Raw genomic sequence first — 13,692 nt, 5'->3', positions numbered from 1 at the left:
ATTTTATAATACATTCTAACACTTTTTCCTTAACTTAATGGCAGTGAGGAATATATATAGCAGAACGCCTAGCAAGAGTGATCTCTGCTATTGAAGTTGCTCCTGCTCTGCTAATTACCAAGTGAGCATTGGCCAGTCTATTCTCCATATCATCAAAAAATTCACTCAATTCACAATCGATCTTTTCACTTTTGTATAGACTTTTGACCTTGTTTACATTTTTCTTCGTACATTGCTGCGTCACTCTAATTTTCTTTTTCATTTTAATAGGTAAATCACAAATTACGCTGCTTACTACATCATCAAAAAAATTTGCACCTTGGCTGCCTGCTATGACCAATATATTTAGGATTTTCTCAGTGCTAGAATGGCTCTGTGCTTTTATATCAACAAAATTTCCTGTAAAAATACATTTATTGCCCTCTGCATATTTAGTCTCCGGAAAGCTGGTTGCAATTAATTTTGCACTCTTGAAAAAGAATCTATTTACTCTCCCTAAAACTGTGTTTTGTTCATGTAAAATTATAGGTATAGAAAGAACTCTTGCTGCAAGAAGAGTTGGAAAAGAAGCATAGCTACCAAAACCAATGACCGATTTTGGTTTTAATTTTCTTACTTGATACAGTGCTAACATAGAGCTGTATATCAAGAAAAGGAAAAACTTAAATTTGTTGCTGCTTGGTCTACGTAATGGTAAGGTGTAGCTTTCTATGTCGGTATTTTTATTTGTTTTTTTATCAGTGAATAATATGCAATTGTATCCTTGTGTCTTTAGTGCTTTTGCTAAAGCTATGGCCGGAAAGATATGCCCACCTGTGCCACCTGTTGCTAAAATAATATCCATCTGTAAATAATAAATCCTAGATTGTTAACTGTTATTTAACAATTTGCACGTAGAATTTTATTAAGCGTTATGATAGTTGAGTTAAAAATGCCTAAAAGTAATAGTAAAAAAGAACCTAATGAGAAAAATAAACCTCAAGAACAAAGAGAAGGCAGAAGCGGAGGTTTTTTAGAACTGCTAAAAAATATAATAAAAATTCTTTTCAATTCGGTCGTTGACCTACCTGAGCACGAGCAGCATAATAAAATGAAAAGCACTAATCTACAACAAGGTTTGGATACTAAAGGAAAAGGCCCAGAAGATCTTCATCCAAAGGCAAAGCTTGAAGTTAAAGAAGCAGCTAAGGGATTGAAAGAAGAGTTACAGAATTCTGATGCTGGTGGTAATCAATCTATTGAAACTAAAGTGCCTAATCAAACTACTACTCAAGACATTTACAACTCTAAAACGATGGAACGTTAGTTCAACTATTTAACATCTGCAGCAAGCACTGATTCATGTATCATCTCTGAAATGGTTGGATGAGGAAAAATCGTAGATTTTATGTCGAAGTCTGTTCCTTCTAGTTGCTTTGCAAGAGCAAAATTGCTAATTAACTCCGTTACTTCTGCACCTATCATATGGCTACCCAGAATTTCTCCGGTTTTTTTATCTATAATCGTTTTCACTAACCCTTCAGTTTCACTGAGTGCAACAGACTTACCATTAAAGTTAGAGTGAAATTTTCCTATTTTTATATCATACCCACCTTTTATTGCCTGTTCCTCAGTAAGGCCGATGCTCGCTATTTGTGGATGAGAATAAGTGCAATTTGGTATGCATTCTTTTTTTAACGCATGAGCATTTTTACCAGCAATCTTTTCAATGCAGATCACGGCTTCATGGCTCGCTTTATGTGCTAAACATGGTGGGCCAGCTACATCACCTATTGCATACACATTTGATTCACTAGTTTCATACCATTCATTCGTTTCAATAAAGCCAGAAGGGCTTAATTTAATTTTTGTATTTTCTAAACCTATATTTTCAATATTTGCTTGAATTCCAACCGCAACAATCACCCTCTCAAATTCTTTGCTCTCACCACTACTTAGTAGCACTTGAGCAGAGTCTTTACTTTTAGTAAGAGCTTTTACGCTACTGCTTGTATATATTTCTATCCCCTGTTTTGTGAATATTTCTTGTGCTAAATCTGAAATGTCCTTATCCTCCAGCGGCAAAATAGTGCTCTTTATCTCTATGATTGTTACATCAACACCCAAAGTACTATAAAAACTTGCAAATTCTATTCCAATTGCACCAGACCCTATAATTAGTAGCGATTTTGGTAATCTCTCTGGAGTCATAGCGTGCTGCGCATTCCATATTAAATCTCCATCTGCCTCTATTCCAGGCAGATTCCGTGCCCTCACGCCTGTTGCTAAAATGATATGCTTGGAAACAATTTCTTGTTCTTCCTTATCGCTAACGACTTTTATAGTACCATTGCCTGCAAGTTTACCAAAACCTTGATGAACTTTGATATTATTTTTTTTCATCAAATATGCAACACCGCTTGACAATTTATCAACAACGTTTCTTGAGTATTTCACTATTGATTGTATATCAAAATTCGCTCCCTTTACTTCTATACCAAACTCTTTTGATCTTTTTATTAGCCTATAAACCTCAGATGCTCTAAGCAGTGATTTTGTTGGTATACATCCCCAATTTAAGCATATACCGCCTAAATTTTTTTCTTTTTCCACAATTGCAGTTTTAAACCCAAGCTGTGCCGCCCTAATTGCCGCTATATAACCACCAGGACCGCTACCTATAACCGTAATATCATACTCATTCATCAGTTTTCTTCGTATTCAAAAAGATTATATATAACAGATGGAACCCATACAATCAATGGTCTGTCATCTACCGTCTTAAGAGTCAAGATAAAAGTTGTTATTTTTTATCATGGCATTTAAACAAACGATAATTTTTCTCATGACAGCAACTAATGCAACCTTAGCAGCTTTGCCAGAATCAACCAAACGCTGATAAAACGCTTTCATTTTTCTGTTGTGGCGCATAGCAACAAGAGCTGACATGTATAGTGCTTTCCTTGCATAAAACCTGCCTCCTTTGATTTGAGCTTTGCCAACTTTTCTTCCACTTTCACTAGTTTTAGGTGCAACTCCAACTAAGCATGCAATTTCTCTATTCTCTAATCTACCAAGCTCAGGCACCTCTGTCAGTAGAACGCTCGCCGTCTTTGACCAATACCTTTATAGCTGATTAAAAGCTCATTTTTTCCTTTCAATTCAGGGTCAGAATCTATTGTGTCTTCTATGTCTTGCCTAATTTCTTTCAATTGTTTTTCAGCAAACCCTATCTGTCTTTCTATGTATTCTCTAGCTTTTCCCGTCGCACTTTGCAGGCGACACTTGTTTGCATGAATTGCATCATTTAAATTACGCTCAACTGCCCCCAGCTCCTTTAATTCCTCTTGCTTTTGTGAAATTATACATCCTTTTACTTCACCGTCTTTACTGACAAATTCAGCGTATTTTTCCAGTAATTTAGCATCTAACTTGTCAGTTTTTGCAAAATGATTGCAAGCTTTGGCAAATGCATATACCCGATTCGGGTGAGCTTTATGGACAGTTATCTTGCAACAATTTTATAATGAGCTTTTCATAGCCACCAGTTTACATATAACTTGATGGGTAAATCGACTATATTTGTTTCTATAAACTTAGATATAGCATCACTCACGTTTGCTATGCGCTTATGCTTGCCATTAATTGAGATGTCCAATGCTTCCTTGGAAACATCTACTCCCATGAAAATTATTCTAGCCATTTTTGTACCTATAAATATAATCAAACAATAATGCAAAATGCTGTATACAGGATTGTAATTCGATCTTTTAGATCCACCTACCGTTCGTACTACATTTTGCTTTAAGCCTTACTATTACCCACAAATAAAAACATAATATTGTATTTACTCAAATAATTTAATTTTATTAACCTGAAAGCTTATTAGACTAAAATTATTAAACTAAGAGTTATAATTTTAGCAACTAAAAGCTGTAAATTGCACCATATAAACAGTTATTTCAAGCAAAAGTTATGCCATTAAGAGCTATGCAACAAACATTTATATTTGTGGGTAAAGTAAGATCTAAATCCGATAGAGCATTGTTGGCACACCATCAAAAGTCGCCTCAGACCTCTAATGCATCAATGTACAAACTTACACCTTTTAGTTGGTAATACCATTTTAGACGTTTATCATTCGTTTTAGAAAATACTATAGTAGCGGAATGACGAATTTTTGTTTTTCAAATTGTCAGTAAATCTAAGTCAGTTTAGCTATATAAAACATAGTATAAAAAGAGCTATTTTAGCAAAATTTTAAACAAATAAAGTTAATTACTTCACAATTGATACCTTACGAGAAAAGCACATTTGATACAGATTTAAAATACAAGTTAACGAATTATTATGATTTTTACCAAGATAATAATATAGTAAGGTTTGGTAGTGAGGTATCAAAATGGAAAAATACACCAACGCATGGTTTAATAAGAAAGATAATCATGATTGTGCAAATGATGGCACTTGCGGGCAATCTATAAAGGATTTTAGGATTGGTAATTCTGATATTTCTTTTTTTGATAGTAACAAAAACTTAATTGCCAAAGTACCTAAACTACCAAAGTATTCTAGTGATAAATATGGGCATCAATTGTATAAGGAAGCCGAGTCAAAGCAGTTCAATTATTTTTCCACAAATATACATGATGTTTTGTCTAACAGCTTTACCGTTAAATACGGGTATATAAATTGTACTATAAAATACGACAACTTATCTGAGCAGGAACAAAACCAAATAGAAACAGACATTAAAACTGCCTATGAGGCATTTAAAGAAAAGTTTTGCTTCAAAGATAGTAGCATAAGTAAAAATATAACGGTTTACATTTTCAATAATAGAAGCGATTATACAAAGTATAACAATCTTCTCGGCATAGATGAAGATGGTAGTCCAGGATATATTACACGAGGAGTAACAGATTGTCAGAATATTCTGACATATAAGCAAAGTGCCATGGATTTTGTTCTAGGTCATGAGCTAGGCCACATATTTCAATTGTGTTTTTCACCATCGGCAACAGTCCAAACTTTGAGTATTCTGGATACTGAACTCATAGCAAATGTTGTTGGACGAGAAGTAGAAGAAAAAAATTATAAAGCTATTTGCAAGCAGATGGGTGTAGATGAATATAAATACGATGGATGGAGTTTTATTTTTAAATACATAGGTACAACTGGTAGTGTATACCGCCTAAACCTTTCAGAAGAAGAGAAATTTCAAATTATACAACGTGTCAAGAGTTCTGGACTAGATGAATATGAAGACCATGGATGGATGTTTAAATTTAAATATAAAGATACAACTGGTAGTATATACCTCAAGGACCTTTCAGAAGCAGAGAAATTTCAAATTATACAACGTGTCAAGAATTCTGGACTAGATGAATATGAAGATCGTGAATCAATGTTTAGTTTTAAATACAAAGGCACCACTTATAGAGCAGAACACAGAGATTATCTTTCAGCAGAAGAAGAAAAACTTCAATTTATCAAAGACATTAAGAACTCTCATGAATCGCTCGTTAGTGAATGTGATGGATTGGGGAATGAGAATACAACTTTAGTGATTTACGTTGATGAAAATAAGGAGATAAGTCAAATGTATTTTCATAATCTAGACAAGAATATATTCAAATGGTTAGATAAGACACTTATAAGCAGAAGTAAACCTGAAGAAGATGTGGATGACACAGCAGGAAAAGAGCCTGAACCAGAATCAGCCGAAGAGGATACTCAGCAACCCAGTAATTTCTTATCCAATATTTTTTCAACAATTAAATCCATTATTGATTCTATCTCATCACTCTTTTCATGGTTATTTGGGTCGAAAGAGAAAGAGTCTAATCAACAATCTGATGATAATCCTTCTTTGTTTAAGCTCGATGCTAATGAGTTAGATCACGAAGTTAAGCCTGATGCCAATGAGTTAGGTCACGATGTTAGAGATCACTTATCAGACAATTATAATCATTACAACTCATCTGATGGGCTAATGTAATATAGCTAATTTACAGTATCTGTTCAGATGCATGGCTAATGTACAAATATTGAAACAAAAATTCCAGTGCCCCTGTGATGTCATTCCAGTGCTTGACACTGGAATCCAGCTTTTAATCGAAAATGTTGTATAGTACACAATCAAATTTTCTGGATCCCAGTGGGCTTTATTGCATCGCTCAAGTGAAAAGAACTGGCAGTTACTGACAAAATTCATTATAAATAACCATTTAACTGTTGAAGAAAAAATATGCCACAAAAAATGAGAGTCAGTAACTGCCATGAATATAACAAATTTCTCCAAGAAAGAGGAAGCATTTTTTGTTATATCAATGACGCCATAGAAAATTGGTACGAGAATTGTCCAAAAATGCAGGGCGGCAACTATATTTATAGTGATAAAGTTGTGATTTTGGTGCATATAATCGTCAGTTTCTTTAGAATTGGTTTAAGACAAACAGTCGGGTTTATAAAAGGGTATTTGCAACAAATAGGAAGAGATTTGGCAGTTATCAGCTATTCACAAGCATCAAGAAGGTTTAAGAAACTTAATATTAAGATAAATGATTGCAGAATTGATAAAAATAATATGGAAGATATCGAAATTGCTATAGACAGTACAGGAATTAGTATATACAACAACACACAGCAAGGAAAATAGCACTGACAGAAAATATCGTGGCTATGAGCAAACGAGAAAATTGCACGTAATGTTGAATATAAACAACAAAAAAGCCATAGCTGTAAAATACAGTAACGGTGTCTACTCTGATCACTATGGAGCTTGTGATTTGCTAAAAGAAGTTGATTTTCAGCATGCCATAAAAGCACTATATGCAGATAGAGCATGTGATAGGCACAAGTTTTATAAGTTGTGTAACGAATATGATATAAAGACAAAAATTCCACCAATAAACAATGCGGCAGAACATCCAGAAATAGATTATATGTCTGACAGGAATGCTGCTATTAGGTTAATAAAATTATACGGTGAAGATGGCATGAAAGAATGGAAAAAAGAAGTAAATTATGGGAAAAGATCTTATATTGAAGGGTTTTTCTCAAGATTAAAGCAAATATTCGGATTTAGTTTTAGGAATAAATCTGAGATAAATCGAGAAAAAGAACTGCTAATCAAATGCTATTTGCTTAATAAATTCACTGATATTGGTATGGCTAAATTTGAGATAGTTACATGAATTTACCATAAATCACCATCTCATAAAGTGTGATGCAACAAAGCCATCCCAGTGTCAAGCACTGGGATGACACCCTCCTTATGGGCCAAAATCACAATGTTCGTACAGTTGTGGATTCATTCGCGGTATCTCGGCATAGATTCCGCTAACAAGTAGCGGAATGACGAATTTGTCGTTTTTCAGATTGTCGTAAGTCAGTTTAGCTATAGCATAATGCTATATTAATAAATAATCTATATAATACTATTAAATATAATAATTAAAATCTAAATTACTTTCTCTATAAAAGGAGAAATTTACCTTAATGAAAATACATATATATTTAATATTGTTTTTATTTTTTTCTTGCACTCAACTATATGCTGACGAGGAAATTGCAAAATTTGATTTACTTATTGGCGAGATAAATGAAGCAAGCTTCACTCTTAAAGGTGCAATAAAGGTTACAGTAGAACCAGGCTGGCACATATATTATAAAGATCCTGGAGATTTTGGCCTTCCCACGTCTATTAGTTACAAAGGTAATGCATCAGATATAAATATTCACTGGCCTATTCCAAAGGAACATAAAGATAAAGTAGGGAGAGAGACGTTTGTAAGTAACGTATATGAGGATATGGTATTATTTCCCTTTAAGATGAATATATTTTTAAATCAAGGGTATATTGACCTTAACTTCCATATAAATTATGCGATATGTAAAGATAGGTGCATCCCTAAAAATGTTGAGATAAAAATCAGGCAACCATTAAAGGATTTTATAGATTCTGATATCAATAAACTTATAAATGAGTGGTATGAAAAATAGAGTTCTCATGGGGTAGGTGTCATTCCAGCGCGTGACACTGGAATCTCATTTACTTTTTTGTTCACTATGTGAGGAACTTGGGTCTACAAGTATATAAACATAATGGTTTCGCATAAAAAATTTAGATCCCAGTGTCACGCACTAACTGTACGAACATTGAGATATAAGAGTAATTTGTACCAAGAAAAAAGATGTCATCCCAGTGCCCAGACACTGGGATCCAGATTGGACACTAAGTTGGTGAGTATAAAAGTAGCTAACCTTATGTTAAAACACAATATTTTTGGTGAGGGGTTGCATTAAAAGCTGGATTCCAGTGTCAAGCACTGGAATGACATCGTCTTAACATTGTACCATATTACAATGTTCGTACAGTTATGTGTCACGCTACTTGGATGACAAGAAAAGGTTTCTAGAATGACGGAAACGAAGTCATACATAGAAAATAGGTTAGGTATTTTCAATTTTTGTTGTATACTCAAATAAAAATCTCACTTTTACAGATGGATACAGTAAAGTTTGTTTTATTACTGCCAACAATATTACTCATGCTAGTTGCTGGTGTTTACCTATCGATTAAACTAAAATGGCTACAGGTATTTAGATTACCATACGCCCTTTCACTCCTTGGAGCTAAAAAAGGAGAAAATAAATTTTCTTCTATAGCCGCTCTGTTTACAATTTTAGGGGGAAATTTAGGAGTAGGAAATATTTCAGGAACTGCTGTTGCTCTAAAAACCGGAGGACCGGGCTCTATTTTGTGGATGGCGATAATTATTGTTATCACTTCTGTGATAAAATATGTCACTTGTTATCTAAGTATAAAAACCAGAAAGGAAAAGAACGGACGGTTTATAGGTGGCCCTGTAGCCTACATGGCTGATGCATTTAACTCTAGAAAAGCTACAATTGTGTTTCTAGTTGTTATGATAATGGTTTCAATAACAGTTGGTAACCTTGTTCAGGTAAATTCTCTATCAATACCACTTAACATGATAGATGTGCCTGTAGTCATTGGTGGCATTGTAATGGCCATAATATTTTTTGTTGTTGCAGCTCTCAGCTTAAAAAAAATTAAAATTTTTATATCGGCTATGATACCGATAATGACGGTAAGTTACCTCACACTTTGCGGTATCATATTATTTAAATTTAGTGAAAATATTCTTCCTTCTCTAAAACTAATAACAAGCAGTTTTTTTACAACTAGTAGCTTTAACTCTGGTTTATCTCTAGGTTTGATTTTAGAAATGTTGACTATTATTCAAGTTGGAACTTTGCGAGGTATTTTTGCAACAGATATAGGGATTGGCCTCGAAGGAATCGTACATTCTTCAATTGTTCCTAAGAAAAATAATAATAAATTTATTATTGAACAGAGCCTAATCACAATAATATCGCCTTTTATAGTTGCATTCATAGTGTTTATTACAACAATGGTACTGCTTGTCACAGATTCTTGGGTCACTGATTTAGAGAGTACTAACATGTGCATATTTGCTTTTAGAAAAGCTATGAATTGGCCCTATATTGACTATTTAATTATGGCCATAATGTTTTGTTTTGCCTTTACTACTATTTTTACTTGGTTTTTTTGCTCAAAACAGACAATACGCTATGTGTCTATGGATAATAAATACACTAAAATCTGGATTGTAATTTTTACCATGATCATTCCGCTTGGTGCGATAGGTAAAGTCCGGTTGCTATGGGATGTTGCTGATATCTCGATTGCTGCTTTGTTGTTTATCAACATACTCGCTATACTCAAGCTAACCTCTCAAGATCCAGAAGTGTTTACTATGAGTAGCAGATATTTGAAGTTGCAAAAACAGAGCTATAGCTAAAGCAATTTAGGCTATGCAGCTGTTGTGATATAAGAGTGATTTCCGCCAAGAAGGATGTCATCCCAGTGCCCAGACACTGGGATCCAGGAATCTTGATTGGCACTAAGTTAGTGAGCATAAAAGTAGCTAATCTTATGTTAAAACACAACATTTTTGATGGGGTTCGTGAAAGGCTGGATTCCAGACTGGAATGACAACTTAAATCGTTTGATGTTACCATAAAATAGCTTGTGTTATCACATTAGTAACACAACCTTCCTTAATAAAAATTCAACCAATGCTTGTGATAATTATATTAGCTAGTATTAGCTAGAACTAAAGGCAGAGGGTTATTAGTGAGGGATATATGGGCACTAACGATACACAACAAGAACACATTTATAATGAGCGCATTCAAGAAATTTTTCCTTTATTTGATAAAATAAAAAAGGAAGACGACCCAATTTATAATGCTAGAGTTGATTTTAACACAGTAAAGTTTTTAACAAAACACGCCAACTGGAATTGGGACGAAGAAGAAAACAAAGATAAAGCATATGGAGTTATTCTTCAGAAATGCGACAAGACAAAGAAAGCTGGACAAGACCTTGAAAGTGAAGTTAAAGAAAGGTTGAAAGAGTATGTTGATGATGTTGCAGGAGTTTCAATATACGGTAATCACGCAAGTATTACGCTGGGAAATAACAAAAAAGAGTTTAAAATCAGCGAATTTTTAAACAGTGATTTTTGTGAGAAGAATGAAATCTCGGGATTTTCAACATTGCATAGTGATGGAAAGAGCGGAATGCATGGTTTTGTTGCCGAGGAAGAAGGGAAAAAAATAAGACATTATGTCGTAACTGATGGTTCATATGAAATGACTTTAAAGTGGTATGCGGAGGGGAAGGAATGTAAGATCAAAATTAAGATTGATGCTAACGGTGTAGACCTTGTTAAAGGTGATGATTTTTCTCTAGAACGGTTAGAAGTAAACAGAGATGTAAAAATAGGTGGTTTATTCTTGCATGAAATACAATTCAGGGAGAAAGGACAAGGAAAAGCGAATGAGATGCAACATAATAAAGACAGTAACGAGCTATCATCTGAAACTACAACAAGAATTGATGTTAATAGAGATGTTAGCGTTCAAGCTACTGATATAACTCGAAAAAAAGAAGATCACCATTCACATTTTGGACCACAATCTAACAGCAGAAGGCAGTCTTACGATAGCGGAATTGGAAAAGATTTTGACGATAAAATTAATTCTCAGGAGGCTAAAGAAAAGCGTGAGCTTAGACAAGCAGCACGAGAAGCAAATTCGGGAGGTCAAGTTTATAACCTACAATCGCTTTTTGAGGAGAATCCTCAGAACAAAAAAACTCCTCCGCCACTTCCACCTAGAACTAGTTCACTACCACCTGAAAAAGATGTTTTCGATGAGCAAGGGGGAGCCAAATCTGGAAGCCAAAAACCAGATGACTTGCGCGAAAATGAGCAAACACCTAATAATCAGCAAAAAGGTGCAACTTCTGATTCTTCAGATAGTTCTACTTTCACCAAGTCTGTAAGCCACAATCAAGATAATAGGCAAGAAGATGAACGGTATGACAATCCTACATTTGGACATGCTGTACCTGGAAGCCAAAAACCAGATAGAAGTGAGCAAACACCTAATGATCAGCAACAACCTAAAACCCAGCAACAAGAAGGAAATAGCAAAGGCGATCTGTTACAAGACATCAGAAATTTCAAGAAAAACAACTTACGGCACATTGATGTTGATGATAGAAAAGCATCAATTGCAGGAAGTAGAAAAAATAACCCATCACCGTTAGAGACATTAAAGGACAGAATTCCTTATTCATCTTCTCCAGATAACAGTGATAACCAAGATGCTAGTGATGCTAAGTGGAAAGAAAGTGAACAGCCGCTCTCTGCTACAGCACTCAATAATAAAAGTGACTCGGGCTATTCATCTCCAACTCATGACAATAATGAACAATCTCAAGTAAATCCTGAACAGTTAAAGAAGAGCTTAGAGAACATTGAACAAAGTGATCAAACTCCACCTGAAAATCTTCTTAAAGAAATCAGAGATAGATCACAGCAGGATAATAGAGGATTAAGGCAAGTTGATCCTACTGATAAACTGTCACAAGATAAAGAAGATGGATTGCAAAAAGACGATTTAGCAGATGTAAAAATAGTGGAAGGTCCAACTGTTAGTGTCTCTGCTTCAACACCAAATAGTATAAGTGATTCAGGCTATATATCTCCAACTAATAGTGATAGTAAATCTCAAACAGATTTAAAACAGGTAGGAAGGAAATTAGAAGAACATATTAGACAAAGTAATCTAACTCTATTTGAAGAACTTAAAAATACATTAGGTCAAGAAAATCTCGGGTTAAAACCAGCTGATCAGAGTCAGATTAGCGAAGAAACTAAAAAACGCTTGAGAGAAGTTGGGTTGCTAAAAAACAGCTCAACAGACATAAAAGCAAACGATTCGGGCTATTCATCTCCAACTCATGACAATAATGAACGATCTCAAGTAAATCCTGGACAGTTAAAAGCGAGCCTAATGAATGTTGAACAAAGAGATGATACTCTACTTACGGAATTTACCAGTAAGTTGGATAAAGAAACTCAGAAGTTTCCACTAAAACCAGTGGATCAAAGAGGAATTAGTGAACAAACCAAAGAACATTTATTAGCAGCCGGGTTGCTAAAAGACAGCTCAACAGATGTAAAAACAGTGGCAGAACGAGAAAATGCTGACACTAATCCAACCGTAGATAAAAATAGCGAACTATATAAATTACTAGAGAAAGATGAAGCACAACTGAAAGCTGGAGTAATAGAAGAAGAAAGAGGAGATACTTTAACAGAACACACTGATGGTTATGATCGCAATAGAATTGCATTAGCTAACAGAAATAAAAGACCACTAGATTGGGCTAAACAGGTTGCTGAGTCACAACAAAAAAAAGATACTAATAAAGGTATTTCAATATAAATTGAAGTTAAAATAATTGCTTAGCAAACAATAGGTTTCATGTAATGGTAACCCTATAACGGAAGAGTAGGAGCCGCGTAAGAACAATACGAACACTCCAGCTAGGCCTTGTATATTGCATCCCCCCGCCCTATTTTTCCACTCTTCTGATGCTAAATAATACTTAATTTCTTGTTCACTGAGACGTTTAAATTTCACTATTGTAACCACAGTCCTGATATGTTGTTTAGATTGATCGGGAGTTAATAGACATACACTGGTGTATACTCTATGCCTTCTTCCTGATAACAAGCGGATACATTTTTCTGCTTGCTCAACGTTTTCAGCTTTGAGCAATATCCTTCTACCACAAGCAACAACTGTATCAACACCAAGCACAAAGTAATTTGGATTTGAGCTTTGTATTTTCTCCGCTTTACTTTTTGCCATACGGATTGAGTAATCCTTCGGAAGTTCCTTTTTTAAAGGGGCTTCATCTATATCTGCTGGCAAAATTAAACCTGGCTCAATGTTTATTTGTTTTAGTAAAGCTATACGCCTTTTCGATGATGAAGCAAGAATAAGATTATTTAGAGATCGTTCTGTCACTTGTACCTTTAAGCCTTCTAATGATCCTACCCTTTCTCGCATTCCTATCGTAAATGCTCATCTCAACTAACACCCTATCCCCTATAATGATGCGTATTTTACTTCTTCTCACTTTCCCTGATACATGACAGATAATCTCATGTTCATTGTCCAGTTTCACTCTAAATTCTGCTGCAGGTAGTAAAGCAGTTACTGCCCCTTCCACTTCAAAAATTGTTTTCGATTTCTCGTCTTTTATCATATGTTATATTATAATTTAATAATCTTTTT

The 13,692-nt window shown here is 34.6% G+C and carries 9 protein-coding genes and 3 pseudogenes; 7 read left to right on the top strand and 5 right to left on the bottom strand.

What is annotated here, in order from left to right; genetic code table 11:
- Positions 1-37: 37 nt before the first annotated feature.
- Positions 38-844, bottom strand: a pseudogene (locus tag DEF52_RS04150) (UDP-N-acetylglucosamine--N-acetylmuramyl-(pentapeptide) pyrophosphoryl-undecaprenol N-acetylglucosamine transferase); the annotation flags it as partial.
- Positions 845-913: 69 nt separating this feature from the next.
- Here DEF52_RS04150 and DEF52_RS04145 point away from each other — a divergent pair.
- A complete protein-coding gene (locus DEF52_RS04145) occupies positions 914-1,306 on the top strand; it encodes a hypothetical protein (RefSeq protein WP_151807946.1) in 393 nt (130 codons plus the stop codon).
- Positions 1,307-1,311: 5 nt separating this feature from the next.
- Here DEF52_RS04145 and lpdA read toward each other — a convergent pair whose 3' ends face one another.
- Positions 1,312-2,685 (bottom strand): dihydrolipoyl dehydrogenase, encoded by a 1,374-nt coding sequence (gene lpdA / locus DEF52_RS04140; RefSeq protein WP_151807945.1) that lies wholly within the window; start codon positions 2,683-2,685, stop codon positions 1,312-1,314.
- Positions 2,686-2,760: 75 nt separating this feature from the next.
- A pseudogene (locus DEF52_RS07045) lies at positions 2,761-3,682 on the bottom strand (IS110 family RNA-guided transposase).
- A 699-nt stretch (positions 3,683-4,381) separates the two neighbouring features.
- On the opposite strand from DEF52_RS07045, the gene DEF52_RS04130 reads away from it, so the two are divergent.
- The 6 genes and pseudogenes from DEF52_RS04130 to DEF52_RS04100 all read left to right on the top strand — a co-directional run bounded on the left by DEF52_RS04130 (position 4,382) and on the right by DEF52_RS04100 (position 12,834).
- Entirely contained in the window at positions 4,382-5,980 is a 1,599-nt protein-coding gene (locus tag DEF52_RS04130; RefSeq protein ID WP_151807944.1) for a hypothetical protein, read from the top strand.
- Positions 5,981-6,229: 249 nt separating this feature from the next.
- Positions 6,230-7,178: pseudogene (locus DEF52_RS07040) on the top strand (IS5 family transposase).
- 304 nt (positions 7,179-7,482) lie between these two features.
- Positions 7,483-7,986, top strand: a complete 504-nt coding sequence (locus DEF52_RS04110; protein WP_044471194.1) for a protein-disulfide reductase DsbD domain-containing protein — start codon at positions 7,483-7,485, stop codon at positions 7,984-7,986.
- A 503-nt stretch (positions 7,987-8,489) separates the two neighbouring features.
- Positions 8,490-9,833 (top strand): alanine:cation symporter family protein, encoded by a 1,344-nt coding sequence (locus tag DEF52_RS04105; RefSeq protein ID WP_151807947.1) that lies wholly within the window; start codon positions 8,490-8,492, stop codon positions 9,831-9,833.
- Between the two features lie 35 nt (positions 9,834-9,868).
- Entirely contained in the window at positions 9,869-10,027 is a 159-nt protein-coding gene (locus DEF52_RS06385) for a hypothetical protein (RefSeq protein ID WP_153296804.1), read from the top strand.
- Between the two features lie 152 nt (positions 10,028-10,179).
- Positions 10,180-12,834 (top strand): hypothetical protein, encoded by a 2,655-nt coding sequence (locus tag DEF52_RS04100; RefSeq protein ID WP_151807943.1) that lies wholly within the window; start codon positions 10,180-10,182, stop codon positions 12,832-12,834.
- On the opposite strand, the gene DEF52_RS04095 is transcribed toward DEF52_RS04100, so the two are convergent.
- Positions 12,826-13,422 carry a Maf family nucleotide pyrophosphatase gene (locus DEF52_RS04095; protein ID WP_007550161.1) on the bottom strand — a complete coding sequence of 199 codons (597 nt, stop codon included), beginning with the start codon at positions 13,420-13,422 and terminating at the stop codon, positions 12,826-12,828. The genes DEF52_RS04100 and DEF52_RS04095 overlap by 9 nt on opposite strands.
- Positions 13,400-13,663: a translation initiation factor IF-1 gene (gene infA, locus DEF52_RS04090; RefSeq protein ID WP_007550159.1), complete on the bottom strand. Its 264-nt coding sequence runs from the start codon at positions 13,661-13,663 to the stop codon at positions 13,400-13,402. Before infA ends, DEF52_RS04095 begins: the two co-directional genes overlap by 23 nt.
- Positions 13,664-13,692: the final 29 nt, after the last annotated feature.

Source organism: Wolbachia endosymbiont of Nasonia oneida (genome assembly GCF_009012935.1).
Lineage (GTDB): Bacteria > Pseudomonadota > Alphaproteobacteria > Rickettsiales > Anaplasmataceae > Wolbachia > Wolbachia pipientis.
This window is presented reverse-complemented; position numbering and strand designations above follow the sequence as displayed.